The sequence below is a fragment of the Candidatus Limousia pullorum genome (genome assembly GCF_057405065.1).
The window spans coordinates 750,178-767,755 of sequence record NZ_CM171614.1; the positions used below are offsets into that span (position 1 = coordinate 750,178).

Sequence of the window (17,578 nt, forward strand, 5' to 3'; positions counted from 1 at the left end):
TTTCCACATATAAACAAAGCGTTTAATTATGTGTGTTGAATGTTGAAACTTTTGTGGATAAAATAACCCCTTGTTTTTTCACAAATTCAGTCAAAAACGGTCATTATCTGTCTCGAATATTCTTGATAATGTCCTCTACTGTTTCTCTTACTTTTGAATCGTTTTTCATTTCGTCCTCAACCTGCTGAACGGTGTAGACAATTGTAGAATAATGTCTGTTGCCGAACTCTTCGCCGATTGCCACCATTGAAAGAGGAGTGAGCTCTCTTACAACATAGATTGCAATCTGACGTGCGTGGTTGATGTTTGCCTTTCTGCTCTTTTTGGAACGGATATCCTCGGGAGCAACTCCGAAAGTTCTTGCAACCTCGTCCACTATCTTCTCAACTGTAAGCTCCGGCGGAACATCGTTGTTGAGAATGTCGGAAATAATCTCCTGAACTGTGGCGATTGTTGGTCTTTCTCCGTTTAAAAGGCTCTTGGCTTTCAGCTTTTTAACTGTGCCTTCAAGCTGACGGATATTTGTCTTGATTTTTGAAGCGATAAACTCGCAAACCTCGTCCGGAATTTTAAGATCGAGGAGCTGTGCTTTTCTTTCTATAATAGCGATACGTGTTTCGATGTCCGGCGGCTGGATATCTGCCAAAAGTCCTGACTCAAAACGTGAACGCAGACGCTCGGAAAGAGTTTTTATCTCTTTCGGCGGACGGTCAGATGTCAAAACTATCTGTTTTTTGTCGTTGAAAAGAGTATCGAAGGTATGGAAGAACTCTTCCTGGGTTCTTTCCTTGCCGCCGATAAACTGAACGTCGTCGATTAAAAGAACATCTGTCTGTCTGTATTTCTGACGGAACTCAGCGGTTCTGTTCATCTGAATGGATTCGATGAGTTCGTTGGTAAAGTCGTCGCCCTTTATATAAAGTATATGGCTTTCAGGGTGAGTCTTTTTAATATCGTTGCCGATAGCCAGCAAAAGGTGGGTTTTTCCAAGACCTGAATTTCCGTAAAGGAATAAAGGGTTGTAAGCCCCTGCCGGATTTGCGGCAACTGCCAAAGACGCCGCATGGGCGAACTTGTTTGAAGAACCTACAATAAAGGTGTCAAAGGTATACTCATAGTTTGTATCAAGGAAAGTATCCTCCGGTTCTTCTTTTTTTGTGTTGTTTTCTTCTCCAACTTCACTTGGAATTACGAATTTGACGGTAAAGCCGATTCCAAAAACGGCGTTGAATGCTTCATTGAGCAATACCGTATAACATCTTATGAGGGTTTGGCGATGAAAATCATTTGGAACCAGCAAAATTGCTTCGCCTTTTTCGAAATCGAGATTTTTGGGAACAATTCTGCTAATCCATGTTTTGTAGGCAACATCTGTAATCTTAGTTTTACAGTAATCGCATATGATTTCCCATGCCTCGTTAAAGGATTCCATATAATACCTCCAATATTATTTTTAGTCGCACTTATTAAGCCGAAAAAAAGCGTATTTTTTCTTTCGGTTTTTTCTGTGCATATAAAAAGCGGAAAAAAGGCGATACCCCTCCACTATTTCTCATAATATATTGTAGCAAAAAAAATTTACCTTGTAAACTTATTTTTCAATTTTTTTCAAGGGGGTATAAGCTTTAAGATATAGGAAAAACGGGGTTAAATTTTGAAATTTTTATTGAAAGCTTAAAAAATCACCGGCTTTAGAGGCTGATTTTTTCAAATAACCTGAAAAAAAGGGAAAAAATCTCATTTATACACAAAAAAATATTCTTTTTTTTGCCTTAAACAGTGGAAAAATCGAGGTAAAACCCTTGACGTATTTTTAAAAGTAATATATAATGCTAAGGTGCAAGGTTATGTATCCGAAGGGAGGATTTTTAAATGCTGAGAACTTACCAGCCAAAAAAGCTTCACAGAAAAAAAGAGCATGGCTTCAGAAAGAGAATGTCTGACAGAAACGGACGTAAAGTATTGGCTCGCAGAAGAGCAAAAGGCAGAAAGAGACTGACCTACTAATAAAAAATAAAGCTTAAAATACAGGCCACCGTTGAATGTGGTCTGTATTTTTAAAAATTATTATTTAGGCGAAGATAAGCGGCAGAGTTCTCTGCTGCTTAAACGTGCTTAAAAAAAGTTTCCGGTTTAAGGTGATTTTAATGAGTGATGCCCTCACTTTAAAAGAAAAAAGAGAATTTTCCAGAGCTTATAAGAGAGGCAGATCTTTTGTAAGCCCTTTGCTTGTGACATATGTAATTAAAAATAATTCAAATAACCTGCGTTACGGAATCACTACCGGTAAAAAAATCGGAAAAGCTGTCCAAAGAAACAGAGCCAGAAGAGTGATAAGGGCGGCTTTTTATATGCTTGAGGGAAATCTCAAACAGGGGTACGACATTGTCTTTGTTGCCAGAGGCAAAACTCCCTATGTAAAAAGCACGGAAGTTTTAAGTTGTATGCAAAGTCATTTGAAAACTGCGGGATTGATTATTGAAGACTAAAGGTCGCTTATTTAAGATTATAAAATTTCGGATTGTTTGGTTATTAAGACTTTGGTTATGAAACAGATTCTATTACAGCTTATAAAATTTTATAGGAAAAATATTTCTCCAAGGACTTCTCCTAAGTGCAAATATTATCCCACTTGTTCCCAGTACGGACTGGAAGCTATAGAGCGTTTCGGCGCTTTTAAAGGAAGCCTTCTCACCGTTTGGAGAATTTTAAGATGTAATCCTTTTTCAAAGGGCGGGTATGACCCCGTTCCGGAAAAGAAAAATGAAAAAAGGAAAAGCTAAATGTGAGGTAGTTTAACCATGATGCAAATTTTTAACTACATTGGTTTTATACTGGGCTACTTGCTGTGGTGGCCTTTGCTTATCGTTAAGAACTTCGGTATAGCGATTATTATCTTTACATTGATTATTAAGATAATCACATTCCCGTTTTCTATTAAACAGCAAAAATCTATGGCGGCTAACCAGAAGCTTCAGGAAAAACAGAAGCTTTTGAGAGAAAAGTACGGAAACGACAGAAACAAGCTTAATCAGGAAATGCAGAAGCTTTACGAGAAAGAGAACACCTCTCCTATGAGCGGATGTATTACTTCCATTTTGCCTATGCTTGTACTTTTGGGCGTTTTCTACAGTGTTGCCTATCCTCTTACAAATACACTGCATCTTTCATCGGATTCAGTAAACCAGGCTATTGACTTTATGAATTCCATTCCGGGACTTCAGCAATCGTCAAACACATTTTACAGACAGATTGAATTTGTAAATATTTTCCCTGCAATCCAGAATTCAAGCTTTGTTCAGGAAATTTTCTCTGCTTCAGAGATTGCAAACATTTCCATGTTTAACCAGAGCTTTAATTTGCTGGGCTTTGACCTTTTGTCAACTCCAAGCGTTGCCGGCGGAATTTATTATGCAATTCCTGTTTTGTGTCTTTTGACTTCAATCGGTTCACAGTTCTTACTTACAAAGATACAGGGAAATCAGATGCAGGGATGCATGAAGGTTATGCTTTTTGTATTGCCTCTTTTCTCAGCATGGATTGCTCTCAATGTGCCTTCAGCCGTTGGTTTTTACTGGATTGTATCAACCGTACTCAGTTTTGTTCAGACACTTGTGCTTCAAAAATTCTATAACGCTACAAAAATGGGCGGAAAGATGGAAGCTCAGCATGTTGCACTGCTCCGTTTACAGGAGAAAAATGCTCAAAAGTTGCAGTAAAACAGCGAACAAAACAAATATTTTTTAAATAGGAAATTTATCCGATTATTCGGATTATATACAGAAAGAAAATTTAAATCTGAAATTCATAAATTCATGATTTGTTCCGAGAAGGTGAAATTTTGATTAAGGAAGCTATCGGAGTAGGAGCAACTGTGGATGAAGCAAGAGAAAACGCTTGCAGAGAACTCGGCGTAGAAACCTTTGAAACCGAGTTTGAAATCCTCAAAATGCCCGAAAAGAAGAAATTAGGATTATTTGGCGGCAGCCCTGCCAAGGTTAGAGTTTACATAGAGATAAGCCCTGTTGATACAGCAGTTGAGTATCTCAAAAATGTGCTCGACGCTATGGGGGCTAAAAATCTTACAGTAGAAAAACATGACAAGGAAGACGGTGTAGAAATCTCCATCGAGGGAGAAGACGTTGGGTACGTTATCGGCAGAAGAGGGGAAACTTTGGATGCATTGCAGTATCTTACCGGACTTGTTGCAAATCATGTTGACAACAACTATTACAGAATTACTCTGAATACAGGAAACTACAGAGAAAAGAGAGAGGAAACTCTCGCTATTTTGGGCAGAAAACTTGCCTTTAAAGCTGTTAAAACCGGTTCAAAAACCTCTTTGGAGCCGATGAACCCTTATGAGAGAAGAATAATTCATACAGCGGTTCAGAAAGTAAACGGCGCAATATCCTGGAGCGAGGGAGAAAACGCCGCTCGTCACGTGGTAATCGGTCCGGATCCAAAAGCGCCGAAGCCACAGCGCAGAAATCAGAGAGGCGGAAAGTACGGTCAGAAAGGTCGTTATAATAAGTTCTCCGGTTCTAAAAGGGGCAGCTTTGACAAAAAGCGCACCGACACAGACAAGCCGGCAGTAGAGCGCAAGCCTTTAAACGAAGGCGGAGCAACCGGACTTTACGGCAGAATAGACAAATAATTATTAAGGACGGAGATGACAAAACATTTCCGTCCATTTTTTATTTCCGTCTTTTTTAGTTCCGCCGTGGGAAGAGTTTGTTTTAAAGGTTGGATTGTGCGCACGGCGGTCAAAAGGTTGGTTATAGGCTTTGGAGTGGTTATCTCTGAGTTGGAGTATTATACTATTATATTTTGTATAAATATATTAAAATGGAAAATATAAGCAGAAAAAATATACGATTAAAAAATTTTGATTATTCAAAGAGCGGAGCATATTTTATAACCATGTGTATCCATAATAGAGTTCATCTGTTTGGAGAAATAATAAAAGGTGAGCTTTTTCCAAAAGAAAACAGTCCTCATAAAATGGTAGAAAATCACTTGCATAAAGTAAGCGTTAAATTTTCCGGAGCCTTTATATCAAAGTATGTAATTATGCCAGACCACATTCATTTTTAATTATTATCAATAGCTGTAATTATCAGTTGTGTGATATAATAAAGTGGTTTAAAATTGTTACAACTAATGATTATATTAGAGGTGTAAAAAAAGGATTATACTTGCCATTTAAAAAGTATTTTTGGCAAAGAAACTATTATGAACACATAATAAGAAATGAATACGATTATTTAGAAAAGTATCGGTATATAGTAAATAATCCGAAAAAGTGGGAACAGGAATGGGGAATACCATTTGAATAGTGTTTCACGTGAAACATTTTTATATTTAAAATATTGTTGTGCGTTTTGTTTATTATTTAATATAATCTCCGTAAACAGGCATGATTTTATTATTCGGTGTTGTGTTACCGGGTGGATATGCAATCCACCCCTACGCAGGATATTACATAAAGGAATATAAAAAGAAATAAAAATCATCTTTTCAAAGGGATGAACTCGTATTTTATTGTGACGTTCAACGAAAAAAAGTAAACCCCACAGTAGGGGCGGATTAAATATCCGCCCGGTCGCAGTAAGCTTTATGATAAAAATAAGTTTATTTATATAGATAAACTCAATCAATAGATGAACTAATTTCACATTTTGAAAATATTTACATGAACCATGTTTCACGTGAAACAAATAAAAGAGAAAGGAAAATATTATGAATGAGTTTGATACTGTTGCGGCTATAAGTACGGCGCAGGGTGCCGGCGGTATAGGCGTTATAAGAATTTCCGGCGACAGTGCCGTTGAAATTGCAGATAAAGTTTTTAAATCAGCAGGCGGAAAGAAGCTTTCAGAACTTAAAGGTTATACCGCACTTTACGGAAAGGTGTACGACGGGGAACAGTGTATCGACGAGGTTGTTTCTCTCGTTTTTAAAGCCCCTCATAGCTATACCGGAGAGGACGTTGTGGAGATTTCCTGCCACGGCGGAATTTTTGTAACCCGTGAGGTTTTGAGAACTGTTTTGAAAAACGGCGCAAGACTTGCCGAAGCCGGAGAATTTACAAAAAGAGCTTTCCTGAACGGAAAAACAGATTTGACAGAAGCTGAATCAGTAATGGATATAATCGGCGCAAAAAGCCGAGCTGCCGCAAGAGCTGCGCTTTCCGTCCGTGAAGGAGCTTTGAGAAAGAGAATAGACAAGGTAAAAGAGGATATCTTAACCAGAACAGCACATTTGCAGGCTTGGGCAGATTATCCCGAGGAGGATATTCCCGAGGTTTCCTTTGAAGCCTTGGAAAACAGCATAAAGGAGTCTGAAAAGGAACTTAACGACCTTTTGAAAACCTATGATGTAGGACAGGCGATAAAAGAGGGTATTGACACAGTAATTGTTGGAAGACCGAATGTAGGAAAGTCAACAATAATGAATCTCCTTGCCGGCTGTGAAAAGAGCATTGTCACAGAAATTCCGGGAACAACCAGAGATATCATAGAAGAAACTGTGGTTTTGGGCGATGTTATTTTAAGACTCAGCGACACCGCCGGAATAAGAGATACCGACAACAAGGTTGAACAGATAGGTGTTTCAAGGGCAAAGGAGAGAATAAAAAACTGCGGACTTGTTTTAGCTGTCTTTGACAACTCATCAAAGCTCAACGATGACGACATGGAGCTTTTGGAAGAACTGAAAGGAACTCCCTGCATTGCCGTTGTAAACAAGACCGACCTTGAAAAAGAGCTGGACGACAACATTATAAAGGACTATGTAAAGAAGATAGTCTACATTTCAGCCGCCAACAACACAGGACTTGAAAGTCTTACAGAAGCAGTAACGGAAATCTGCGGAGCTGAAAACTTTGACCCATCCCAGGGAATACTTTCCAACGAAAGACAGAGAGACGCCGTATTAAATTCTTTAAAATCCTTAAAAGAAGCGAAAGAAGCCTTAGAAATGGGAATGACATACGATGCAGTTACAGTTTCCCTCGAGGACGCAATTTCCTGCATACTGGAGCTGACAGGCGAGCGAGTAAGCGAAACCGTAGTAGACCGAGTATTCCACAACTTCTGCGTCGGCAAATGATTTATATCCGCCTTGGACAGGTTCATCTGTCAGAAAACTTACGCCATGCGGCGGGGTGAGGTTTGTATCATTATTTAGAGTGGTTATTCTCACAGTTAAGTTTTTTATATTTTTATAAGCTGTCTTGTAGGGCTTCTCTATGGCAGTCACCGTTCGTTTATGCGGCGGTTAAGAGTTTGTTTTATTATTGGGAGTGGCTATTCTCGTAATTAAGTTTTTTATTAACATTGTATTAAAGAAATGTTGATAAAAAATCGATTTAAAATCAGCGATGTTACTTTGTAAAAAATAAACCTCAGCCGTAGGGGCGGATTGAAATATCCGCCCGGTCGCAGTAGGGTTTATGATAAAAATAAGTCAGGTTATTAAGATAATTTTAATTTAAAAATGAACCAAATCCACATTTATTAAAAAATATTTTGTGGGTTTGGTTTTGTTATATGACATCATCTTTGTAAATGGACATAGTTTTATCATTTACCGTTGTATTACCGGGCGGATATATAATCCGCCCCTACAAATATTATTCTATAAAAGAATTATAGTAAATAAAAGTTTCCACATTGTATTGAAGCAATGTGGAAAAAATTTTAAATAACAAAAAAAGAAACCTAACCGAGAGCGAACCATTCCAAAGATTGCAGAAAAGGTCTCGCCCGACCTGCGCAGATGTTAAATTCTAAGATAAACCTTTGCAGGTCGGATATAAAAAAGTTTCGCCTGCCTTGGAACGAAAGTTGATTTATACTTTAACCTCTGCAAGGCGGATATAAAAAATACGGATATAAAATTATTGATTAAAAAACATTTTTGTTGTATGATTGTGTAAGTAAAAAAGTTAACTGAGAGTGAACCATTCCAAAGATTGCGGAAAAGGTCTCGTCCGCCTTAAAACGATGCTTATTTCTAAATTAAACCTCTGCAAGGCGGAAATAAAAAATAAAGGTTTCGCCCGCCTTGAAACGACGTTTATTTTTAAATTAACCCTTTGCAAGGCGGATATAAAAAATAAAGGTCTCGCCCGACGGAAAACGGAAGCTAATTTATAGCTTTACCTTTCCCCGTCGGATATAAAATAAAAGGAGAGTAGAGGATGAATTATTTTGGTGGAAGTTATGATTTGGCTGTAATTGGTGCAGGTCACGCCGGAATTGAAGCGGCGCTTGCTGCTGCAAGGCTTGGCTGTAATACAGTTGTGTTTACAATAAATCTTGACGCCGTGGGCAACTGCCCCTGCAATCCCTCTATCGGAGGTACAGCTAAGGGTCACCTTGTACGTGAGGTTGATGCTTTGGGCGGTGAGATGGGAAAGACCGCAGATGAAAGCCTTTTGCAGATGCGTATGCTCAATAGAGGCAAAGGCCCTGCCGTTCACTCTTTGAGAGCACAGATTGACCGCCGCCAATATGCTCAGATAATGAAACACAAGCTGGAGCTTCAGCCGAACCTTGAATTGAAGCAGGCGGAAATAGTTTCAATTAAGAAATCCGATGATTTTGAAAATGACGGTATGTGGGTTCTTGAAACAAGAATGAACGCAGAAATTTATGCCAAAACCGTTATTATAGCAACAGGAACATTTTTGGGCGGCAAAATATTTATCGGTGAGGTTTCCTATGAGAGCGGACCGGACGGAATTTTCCCGGCAACATTTTTGGGTCAGAGCCTCAAAGACTTGGGACTTCCCCTTAGAAGATTTAAAACAGGAACTCCTGCCCGTGTTTTGAAAAGAAGCATAGATTTTTCCGATTTGGAGGTTCAGGAGGGCGACGAGCCTGTTATTCCTTTTTCCTATGAAACAGAAGAGGGAAGCCTTGAAAATAAGGTTGTCTGCCATGTAAGCTGGACAAACCTTGAAACAAAAAAGATTATTCTTGATAATATCCACCGTTCACCACTTTACGGAGGAAAGATTGAGGGTGTAGGCCCACGTTACTGCCCGAGCCTTGAAGATAAGATTGTAAGATTTTCAGAAAAGGAAAGACACCAGCTTTTCATAGAACCATGCGGAATTGATACAGAGGAAATGTACTTGCAGGGAATGTCCTCGTCATTGCCGGAGGAGGTTCAGCTTAAATTCTATCATTCTATAAAGGGACTTGAAAACGCAGTTATAATGCGTCCGGCTTACGCTATTGAATACGACTGCGTTGACCCGCTGGCAATGAACGCAACACTGGAATTTAAGGATTTCCCGGGACTGTACGGAGCAGGACAGTTCAACGGTTCAAGCGGATATGAAGAAGCGGCGGCTCAGGGACTTGTTGCAGGTATCAACGCCGCAATGAAGGTTTTGGGAAAAGAAAGCCTTGTGCTTGACCGTGCTTCCTCATATATAGGAACACTAATCGACGATCTTGTAACAAAGGGAGCAAACGATCCATACAGAATGATGACATCCCGAAGCGAATACAGACTTATTCTCCGTCAGGACAACGCCGACGAAAGACTTACACCAATCGGCAGAAAGATAGGACTTGTAACCGACAGCCGCTGGGAAAGCTTTTTGGAAAGACAAAAAATCAAGGCTGAGGAAATGAAGAGAATAGAAAAGGTTGTTTTCTCACCATCTGAGGAGTTAAACAATATACTTGTTTCACGTGAAACATCTCCAGTAACATCAGGCGTGAGAATGATAGACCTTTTGAAAAGACCGCAGATTGATTATAAATGCCTTGAATCTCTTGATACAGGAAGACCGAATATAAGCGAAAGCATATTCAGTCAGGTTGAAACCGAGATTAAGTACGAGGGATATATTAAAAAGCAGATTGCCCAGGTTGAGCAGATGAGAAAGCTTGAAAGCAAAAAGCTTCCTACAGACGTGGACTATAAAACAATTATAGGCTTGAGACTTGAGGCTCAGGAAAAGCTCAATAAGGTAAAGCCATTGAATATAGGACAGGCTTCCAGAATTTCCGGAGTTTCTCCGGCTGATATAAGCGTTCTGCTTATTTGGCTTGCCCAGAGAAAAAACAGAAAAGCGGATAACTAAAGGTGAATCTATGAGTGAATTTACAGATATTTTAAAAGCAAGGGGAGAGGAAAACGGAATTGAGTTTTCCGAAACCCAGCTTCAGCAGTTTGAAATATATTTTAAAACCTTGGTGGAATGGAACGAGTTTATGAACCTTACCGCCATAACCGATATGGACGGAGTGGCTTTAAAGCATTTTGTAGACAGCGTTATAATGCTGAAATATGCTCAGGTTCCTCAGAACTGCAAAATGGTTGATGTTGGAACAGGAGCTGGATTTCCCTCTGTTCCACTTAAAATCATGCGGCCGGATATAGAGCTTACATTGCTTGATAGTCTTAATAAAAGACTTAAATTTTTAGCGGAGCTTTGCGAAAGGCTGGGTATTACCTGCGAGATAGTACATTCAAGAGCCGAGGACGGGGGAGCAACAGAAACCTATCACGAAAAGTTTGATATGGCTGTTTCCCGAGCGGTTGCGGCAATGGAGAAGCTTTCCGGCTATTGTCTGCCCTTTGTAAAGAAAGGCGGAAGGCTGGTTGCTTTAAAAGGCCCTGCATTATCCGAGGAGCTTGAAAAGGGAAAAGCAGAAATTGAAAAGCACGGGGGAAAGGTTTCTGCCGTTCATGAATACGAGCTTAAAGACGCAGGGGAAAGAACCATAGTTGAGGTTCAGAAAATAAGAAGCGTACCCGTTGCCAAAAAAGGCTCAAACAAAAAGAAGAAAAAAAGATAATGAAAAACCTTATGTCATTGATATTCAGCGGCATAAGGTTTTTTGAGTTTATTCATTATAAAAGAACAAAAAACAATTTTTTATTTGCACAGAGAACGACAGAAAATTTGCTTCCGATGGTTTATTATATACCTGTAACATTCCTGCGGAGGTGAAAGCGGTTGAACTTTATTTCAAAAGACGGCAATAAGGTAGTGGACATACCTATAAGGCAGATCCGACCAAATCAAAGTCAGCCGCGAAAAACCTTTAAGGACGAAGAGCTGAACTCCCTTGCCGCTTCCATAGAGGAAAACGGCATACTCCAGCCATTGACAGTGAGAAGACTTAATCTTCAGGAATACGAGCTGGTTGCAGGAGAGCGCAGGCTCAGAGCGGCAGTGATTGCAGGTCTTAAAAGAGTTCCATGTATTGTGATAAAATGCACAGACAGGGAATCGGCGATATTTGCACTTCTTGAAAATCTGCAAAGGTCTGACTTGGGAATGTTCGAAGAAGCAAGAGGAATTTCACGGCTTATAAGGAAGTACAACCTTACACAAGAGGAAGCGGCGGCAAAGCTTGGAAAAAAGCAAAGCACCGTTGCCAACAAGCTCAGGCTTTTAAAGCTTACCATGGACGAGCAGGACTGGATAAATCAAGCCGGTCTTTCAGAACGCCACGCAAGGGCGCTTCTGAGAATAGCAGATGAAAATCTGAGAAAGGAAGCTCTAAGCAAGGTTATAAGCGAAAGTCTGAACATAAACCAAACCGAAGAGCTTGTGGACAACATCATCAGCAGCAGTTTTATCGCCGTTGATGACAAGCACAGAAAGAAACGTGTTGTCATAAAAGATGTGAGAATTTTCATAAACACCATAAACAAAGCCGTTGACACAATGCGGCTGGCAGGTATCAACGCCGTAAGCAAGCGTGCGGAAAACGACGATTACATTGAATACACGGTGAGAATACCAAAGAATATATCTTCCAAAAAGGACGATACTTCAGACCACAAAACAGCCTGAATTTTTGTACAAGCTTAAATTCCTCAACTAATATGCGTACACCTAATTTATATATCTGATTGGGCATCTGCCCTGTCATAGCCACTCATACCCATTTCCTTATCTAACCCCTTGTTAAAGGCCTGTGTTCCCCAAAAGCACAGGTCTTTAATCTTTTTTATAACCGACGGGGAAAGGTTAAGCTTGAAATTAACTCACGTTTTCCGTCGGGCGAGACCTTCTGTTTATTTTTGAGAATGGCTCGCTCTCATTTGGCTTTATTTTAGTTTTATCTAATTAACACCGTATGTGTGATTTTTTTATTTCCGCCATGCCTGACTTCAAGATAACAGTTAAGTTCTGCACATGGCGGGCGAAACCTTTATTTTTTTATCCGCCTTGCAAAGGTTAAACTATAAATTAACTTTTTTTTCAAGGCGGGCGAGACCTTTTTTATTTTATTTCCGACCTGCAAAGGTTGTTTTTATAAATAAACTCAATTTCAGGCCGGGAGAGACCTTCCTCTTAATCTTCGGAATGGTTTGCTCTCGGTTAACTTAGTTTATTTTATTTAATTAAACTCATAGGGCGTTGGTTTATCAGACACTTGTGTATGTACTTGTTTCACGTGAAACAAATATATAAAAATCTGTTTTTAGTCAGGAAAAGTTTCACGTGAAACATTTTTTCTTCGATATGAATAACTAAATAATAAAAATTTAGTGTGTTGTATGGAAATACCGCATAATGTGTGGTATAATTACGGATAGAATATTGGAAGAATGAAATTTGAGGTGAGATTTTGGCAAAGGTTATTGCAGTGGCTAACCAAAAAGGCGGAGTTGGAAAGACTACAACTGCCGTAAATTTGGCAGCCGGACTGGGTTGTTTGTCAAGAAGAGTTTTGCTGGTGGATACCGACCCTCAGGGAAACTCAACAAGCGGAGTGGGAATAGACAAAAGGTCTGTTAAGATGTCAACCTACAATATTTTTGTAGACGGCGCAAAAGCCAACGACATTATTATGAACACAAAATTTCAGAATCTGCATTTAATGCCGGCGAGCATTGATTTGGCGGCGGCAGAGCTTGAAATGGCGGATATTCCTCACAGAGAGCAAAGACTTAAAACTTCCTTTGCTCCCATAAAGGAAAACTACGACTACATAATTATAGACTGTCCTCCCTCTTTGGGACTTATAACCACAAACGCCCTTACAGCGGCTGATACAATTCTTGTTCCTATTCAGTGCGAATATTATGCGCTGGAGGGACTTTCACAGCTTATGAGTTCGGTTAGAAGAGTTAAAAGACAGTACAACACAAGCCTTGAGATAGAGGGAGTTCTGCTTACAATGTTTGACGGCAGACTTAACCTTACTCAGCAGGTTGTGGCAGAGGTAAAGAAGTTTTTCCCGGGAAAGGTTTTCTCCTCGGTAATACCCAGAGGCGTAAGACTTTCAGAAGCTCCGGGATTTGGTTTGCCGGTAATGTATTATGATAAATCAAGCAAGGGCGCACTTTCATATATGTCACTTGCAGAAGAAATAATAAGAAAGGAACGCAACTATGGCTAAGAAGCTGGGGGGTCTTGGAAAAGGACTGGACGCTATTTTTATGGAAAACGAAAGTGAAAGTAAAAACAGTACGGTCACACTTAAAATATCAGAGATAGAACCCAACAGAGACCAGCCACGGAAAGATTTTGACGAGAGCGCATTGGCAGAGCTTGCCCACAGCATTTCTCAGCACGGAGTTTTACAGCCACTTTTGGTTCGTCCCCTTATCGGCGGAGGATACCAGATAGTAGCAGGCGAGAGAAGATACCGTGCATGCAGAATGGCAGGGGTTACAGAGGTTCCTGTAGTTATAAGGGAATTAAGCGACAGCGAAACAATGGAGCTTGCTCTTATTGAAAATCTGCAAAGAGAAAACCTGACGCCTATTGAAGAGGCGAAAGGCTTCGGCGTTTTGGTGGACGAGTACGGAATGTCACAGGAAGAGGTTTCCCAGGTTGTGGGACGCTCACGTTCCGCAGTGGCAAACTCTTTAAGACTTTTAAATCTTCCTAAGGAAGTTTCCGACATGGTGGAAAGGGGAGAAATCTCCGCCGGTCACGGAAGAACTTTGCTTGCCCTTGGAAGCGAGGAAGAGATGATAAATGCCGCAAAGCAGATTTATGAAAAAGAGCTTTCCGTAAGGCAGACAGAAAAGCTGGTGAAAGCGATAAACGCAGAAAAGGACAAGGCTCAAAAAGAGGATAAGCAGGAAAGAATATCCTTAAAGCCATCCTATTTCAGCGAGGTTGAGCTTGCACTTACAGAGTATCTGGGCAAAAAGGTAACTGTTACCGGTTCAAAAAATAACGAAGGCGGAGTTTTGCAGATAGAGTTCTATTCTCAGGATGAACTGAAAGAGCTTGCAAATAAACTTCACTAATTTTTGTATCCGCCTTGGAAAGATTCATCTGTCAGAAAACAATCGCTGTTTCGGCGGTTTTAACTTAGTTTTCCTGACTGAAATAGCTTTTTCCTATTTAAGCTTTGATTATATGATTGTTTCACGTGAAACAAATATATACACAAGTATACAATATTAAATATAATAAATTAAGTTAACCGAGAGCGAGCCATTCCAAAGAATAGGGAAAAGGTTTCGCCAGACCTGAAATGATGTTAATTTTCAGATTAAATCTTTTCAGGTCATAAAAAATAAAAAGATAAACCTAAATGAAAGCGAGCCATTCTAAGGTAAACAAGAAAAGGTCTCGCCCGACGGAAAACGAGAGCTAATTTCAAGCTTAACCTTTCCCCGTCGGTTATAAAATAAAAAGGAGATAGTTAGGTATGTTGGATATTAAATTTGTCAGAGAAAATCCGGAGATTGTTAAACAGAATATTAGAAATAAATTTCAGGATAATAAGCTTCCATTGGTTGACGAGGTTTTGCAGTGGGACGTTGAAAGCAGAAAGGTAAAGCAGGAAGCAGACTCTTTGAGAGCTGATAGAAATAGACTTTCAAAGCAGATCGGCGCTTTGATGGGTCAGGGCAAAAAGGAAGAGGCAGAGGAAACAAAGAAACTGGTTACTTCCCAGTCACAGCGTTTGGCAGAGCTTGAAAAGCTTGAGGCTGAGTATGCTGAAAAGATTAAAAAGAATATGATGACTATTCCTAATATCATAGACCCAAGCGTTCCGATAGGTAAGGACGACAGCGAGAACGTAGAGGTTCAGAGATACGGCGAGCCTTTTGTTCCTGATTTCGAGGTTCCTTATCACGCTGATATTATGGAGAGATTTAACGGTATTGACCTTGACAGCGCAAGAAAGGTTGCAGGCAACGGATTTTACTATCTTATGGGAGATATTGCAAGACTTCATTCAGCAGTTATTTCCTATGCAAGAGATTTTATGATTAACCGTGGATTTACCTACTGTGTTCCTCCTTTCATGATTAGAAGCGAGGTTGTAACAGGCGTTATGAGCTTTGCAGAAATGGACGCTATGATGTATAAGATTGAGGGCGAGGACCTTTATCTTATCGGTACAAGCGAACACTCAATGATAGGTAAATTCATTGATACAATAAATAACGAGGCTGATCTCCCTTATACACTTACAAGCTACTCACCTTGCTTCAGAAAGGAAAAGGGCGCACACGGTATCGAGGAGAGAGGCGTTTATAGAATACATCAGTTTGAAAAGCAGGAAATGATAGTTGTCTGCAAGCCTGAGGACAGCATGATGTGGTTCGATAAGCTCTGGCAGAACACAGTTGATTTGTTCCGTTCAATGGATATTCCTGTAAGAACCTTGGAGTGCTGCTCAGGAGACTTGGCAGACCTTAAGGTTAAGTCCGTTGACGTTGAAGCATGGTCACCAAGACAGAAGAAGTATTTCGAGGTAGGAAGCTGCTCCAACTTGGGCGACGCTCAGGCAAGAAGACTCAAGATAAGAGTAAACGGCAAGGACGGCAAATACTTTGCTCATACACTCAATAACACAGTTGTTGCTCCTCCAAGAATGCTCATCGCTTTCCTTGAGAACAATCTCAACGAGGACGGTTCTGTAAGAATCCCGGAGGCTTTGAGACCATACATGGGCGGCGCAGAGGTTATTATTCCTAAGAAATAAGCTGTTCGGAAAAGTGCCTATATTCAGACCACGTGAATTGTAAAAAGTTCACAAAAATTCAATTTTGAAATATTTTGACTTTATAAGCAATTTGAGGTGTGATATAATGATTATGGGGATTTATTTCAAATAATTCATTGGCAAGGAGTTGTTTATAATGTATAAGTTAGGTATTGACCTGGGCGGCACAAATATCGTTGCCGGTGTTGTGGATGATGAATATAAGATTCTTGCAAAAGCAGAGTGCAAAACAAATATTCCACGTCCGGCAGAGTCAGTCTGCGACAGCATGGCAGAGGTTGCTAAACAGGCAGCAGAAAAAGCAGGAGTAAACTGGGACGATATTTCTTCTGTAGGTATCGGTGTTCCTGGTGCTGTTAATCCTGTAACAGGAATTATCGCATATTCTGCAAACCTTCTTTTCAAGGATTGGGAAATCGTTAAGATGATGGAAGAAAGACTTGGAAAGAAAGTTTACATAGAAAACGACGCAAACGCAGCTGCATACGGTGAGTTCCTTGCAGGTTCTGCAAAGGGTGCTACAAACGCTATTGCTGTAACTCTCGGCACAGGCGTTGGCGGCGGAATTATAATCAACGGTAAAATCTACAGCGGTTCAAACTTTGCAGGCGCAGAGATTGGCCATATGGTTATTGTTAAAGACGGAAAGCCATGCGGCTGCGGCAGAAAAGGCTGCTGGGAAGCATATGCTTCAGCTACAGGTCTTATAAACCTCACAAAAGAGGAAATCGAGAAGGAAGACCCTGAAACTTCAGTTATGAAGAAGCTTGCTGAAAAAGAAGGTAATGTAAGCGGAAGAACAGCTTTTGACGCTATGCGTTTGGGCGACGAGGGCGGCAAGAAGGTTGTTAACGAGTATATCGACTACCTTGCATGCGGCGTTGCAAGCATTATTCACATTTTCCAGCCTGACGTTCTCTGCATCGGCGGCGGCGTAAGTAAAGAGGGCGACAACATTATTCTTCCTTTGAGAGAAAAAGTTGCCGGCGAAATTTACAAGGGCGAGAGCAGCTGCTTGCAGACAAAGATTTGCGTTGCAACTCTCGGAAATGACGCAGGTATTATCGGAGCTGCATGCCTCGAGAATATGTATTGATGATACAACAATCAGGACATGATTTCATCTTAATAAAAGATGGTGCAGACCAATTATGGTTTGCACCATCTTTTTCTTTTGAAAATATAGTAAGAATTGAGAGAGGGTCAATGTATAAAATAAGTTGTTTTTGGAATAATAAAAAATAAAGTTAAATGAGGGCGAACCACTCCAAAGATAACAGTAAAAGGTCTCGCCCGACCTGTAATGATGTTAATTTTTAAAACAAAGTCTTGTAGGTCGGATATAAAAAAAGCGGATATAAAAAAATTTTTAAAAAAAGTATTGACAAAAGGGGGAGGATAGTGTATAATCTCAACTGTTGACGTTGCCATAGCGCAGCCGAAAACTAAATGGCGGAATAGCTCAGTTGGCTAGAGCATTCGGTTCATACCCGAAGTGTCGTAGGTTCAAGTCCTATTTCCGCTACCAAATGGCCCGGTGGTCAAGCGGTCAAGACACCGCCCTTTCACGGCGGTAACACGAGTTCGATTCTCGTCCGGGTCACCATTTTGAT

The 17,578-nt window shown here is 40.2% G+C and carries 14 protein-coding genes and 2 tRNA genes; 15 read left to right on the forward strand and 1 reads right to left on the reverse strand.

The features are described 5' to 3' along the window. Nucleotides 1-103: 103 nt before the first annotated feature. The gene (gene dnaA / locus CGICJO_RS03325; RefSeq protein WP_087378069.1) at nucleotides 104-1,432 is read right to left on the reverse strand and encodes a chromosomal replication initiator protein DnaA; all 1,329 of its coding nucleotides are present in this window, start codon (nucleotides 1,430-1,432) and stop codon (nucleotides 104-106) included. A 440-nt stretch (nucleotides 1,433-1,872) separates the two neighbouring features. Here dnaA and rpmH point away from each other — a divergent pair, with 440 nt between their 5' ends. The 15 genes from rpmH to CGICJO_RS03400 all read left to right on the forward strand — a co-directional run bounded on the left by rpmH (nucleotide 1,873) and on the right by CGICJO_RS03400 (nucleotide 17,571). Next, nucleotides 1,873-2,007, forward strand: a complete 135-nt coding sequence (rpmH, locus tag CGICJO_RS03330; protein WP_087378071.1) for a 50S ribosomal protein L34 — start codon at nucleotides 1,873-1,875, stop codon at nucleotides 2,005-2,007. Between the two features lie 140 nt (nucleotides 2,008-2,147). After that, entirely contained in the window at nucleotides 2,148-2,489 is a 342-nt protein-coding gene (gene rnpA, locus CGICJO_RS03335) for a ribonuclease P protein component (RefSeq protein ID WP_087378073.1), read from the forward strand. A 57-nt stretch (nucleotides 2,490-2,546) separates the two neighbouring features. Then, nucleotides 2,547-2,783, forward strand: a complete 237-nt coding sequence (gene yidD / locus CGICJO_RS03340; RefSeq protein ID WP_087378075.1) for a membrane protein insertion efficiency factor YidD — start codon at nucleotides 2,547-2,549, stop codon at nucleotides 2,781-2,783. Nucleotides 2,784-2,801: 18 nt separating this feature from the next. Continuing rightward, complete coding sequence (locus CGICJO_RS03345) at nucleotides 2,802-3,719, forward strand: YidC/Oxa1 family membrane protein insertase (protein ID WP_486499641.1); 918 nt, start codon at nucleotides 2,802-2,804, stop codon at nucleotides 3,717-3,719. 122 nt (nucleotides 3,720-3,841) lie between these two features. Continuing rightward, nucleotides 3,842-4,657, forward strand: coding sequence for an RNA-binding cell elongation regulator Jag/EloR (jag, locus tag CGICJO_RS03350; RefSeq protein ID WP_087378079.1), 816 nt, complete (start codon nucleotides 3,842-3,844; stop codon nucleotides 4,655-4,657). Between the two features lie 1,085 nt (nucleotides 4,658-5,742). Next, nucleotides 5,743-7,113 (forward strand): tRNA uridine-5-carboxymethylaminomethyl(34) synthesis GTPase MnmE, encoded by a 1,371-nt coding sequence (gene mnmE / locus CGICJO_RS03355; protein WP_486499642.1) that lies wholly within the window; start codon nucleotides 5,743-5,745, stop codon nucleotides 7,111-7,113. A gap of 1,093 nt (nucleotides 7,114-8,206) precedes the next feature. Then, nucleotides 8,207-10,108: a tRNA uridine-5-carboxymethylaminomethyl(34) synthesis enzyme MnmG gene (gene mnmG / locus CGICJO_RS03360; RefSeq protein ID WP_486499643.1), complete on the forward strand. Its 1,902-nt coding sequence runs from the start codon at nucleotides 8,207-8,209 to the stop codon at nucleotides 10,106-10,108. 10 nt (nucleotides 10,109-10,118) lie between these two features. Then, nucleotides 10,119-10,826, forward strand: a complete 708-nt coding sequence (gene rsmG / locus CGICJO_RS03365) for a 16S rRNA (guanine(527)-N(7))-methyltransferase RsmG (RefSeq protein ID WP_486499644.1) — start codon at nucleotides 10,119-10,121, stop codon at nucleotides 10,824-10,826. Nucleotides 10,827-10,987: 161 nt separating this feature from the next. Beyond that, the gene (locus CGICJO_RS03370) at nucleotides 10,988-11,833 is read left to right on the forward strand and encodes a ParB/RepB/Spo0J family partition protein (protein WP_486499645.1); all 846 of its coding nucleotides are present in this window, start codon (nucleotides 10,988-10,990) and stop codon (nucleotides 11,831-11,833) included. 781 nt (nucleotides 11,834-12,614) lie between these two features. Further along, a complete protein-coding gene (locus tag CGICJO_RS03375; RefSeq protein WP_087378087.1) occupies nucleotides 12,615-13,388 on the forward strand; it encodes a ParA family protein in 774 nt (257 codons plus the stop codon). After that, nucleotides 13,381-14,250: a ParB/RepB/Spo0J family partition protein gene (locus CGICJO_RS03380; RefSeq protein ID WP_486499646.1), complete on the forward strand. Its 870-nt coding sequence runs from the start codon at nucleotides 13,381-13,383 to the stop codon at nucleotides 14,248-14,250. Before CGICJO_RS03375 ends, CGICJO_RS03380 begins: the two co-directional genes overlap by 8 nt. A gap of 407 nt (nucleotides 14,251-14,657) precedes the next feature. Continuing rightward, the gene (gene serS, locus CGICJO_RS03385) at nucleotides 14,658-15,944 is read left to right on the forward strand and encodes a serine--tRNA ligase (RefSeq protein ID WP_087378090.1); all 1,287 of its coding nucleotides are present in this window, start codon (nucleotides 14,658-14,660) and stop codon (nucleotides 15,942-15,944) included. A 157-nt stretch (nucleotides 15,945-16,101) separates the two neighbouring features. Then, the gene (locus CGICJO_RS03390) at nucleotides 16,102-17,061 is read left to right on the forward strand and encodes an ROK family protein (RefSeq protein ID WP_486499647.1); all 960 of its coding nucleotides are present in this window, start codon (nucleotides 16,102-16,104) and stop codon (nucleotides 17,059-17,061) included. A gap of 355 nt (nucleotides 17,062-17,416) precedes the next feature. Continuing rightward, a tRNA-Met gene (locus CGICJO_RS03395) sits at nucleotides 17,417-17,493 on the forward strand. Between the two features lie 3 nt (nucleotides 17,494-17,496). Continuing rightward, nucleotides 17,497-17,571: transfer RNA gene (locus CGICJO_RS03400), tRNA-Glu, on the forward strand. Nucleotides 17,572-17,578 lie beyond the last annotated feature (7 nt).

Coding starts and splice junctions, on each gene's coding strand:
- yidD (WP_087378075.1), top strand. CDS start 2,547: ATGAAACAGATTCTATTACAGCTTATAAAATTTTATAGGAAAAATATT.
- CGICJO_RS03390 (WP_486499647.1), top strand. CDS start 16,102: ATGTATAAGTTAGGTATTGACCTGGGCGGCACAAATATCGTTGCCGGT.
- rpmH (WP_087378071.1), top strand. CDS start 1,873: ATGCTGAGAACTTACCAGCCAAAAAAGCTTCACAGAAAAAAAGAGCAT.
- rsmG (WP_486499644.1), top strand. CDS start 10,119: ATGAGTGAATTTACAGATATTTTAAAAGCAAGGGGAGAGGAAAACGGA.
- serS (WP_087378090.1), top strand. CDS start 14,658: ATGTTGGATATTAAATTTGTCAGAGAAAATCCGGAGATTGTTAAACAG.
- mnmG (WP_486499643.1), top strand. CDS start 8,207: ATGAATTATTTTGGTGGAAGTTATGATTTGGCTGTAATTGGTGCAGGT.
- dnaA (WP_087378069.1), bottom strand. CDS start 1,432: ATGGAATCCTTTAACGAGGCATGGGAAATCATATGCGATTACTGTAAA.
- CGICJO_RS03345 (WP_486499641.1), top strand. CDS start 2,802: ATGATGCAAATTTTTAACTACATTGGTTTTATACTGGGCTACTTGCTG.
- CGICJO_RS03380 (WP_486499646.1), top strand. CDS start 13,381: ATGGCTAAGAAGCTGGGGGGTCTTGGAAAAGGACTGGACGCTATTTTT.
- mnmE (WP_486499642.1), top strand. CDS start 5,743: ATGAATGAGTTTGATACTGTTGCGGCTATAAGTACGGCGCAGGGTGCC.
- rnpA (WP_087378073.1), top strand. CDS start 2,148: ATGAGTGATGCCCTCACTTTAAAAGAAAAAAGAGAATTTTCCAGAGCT.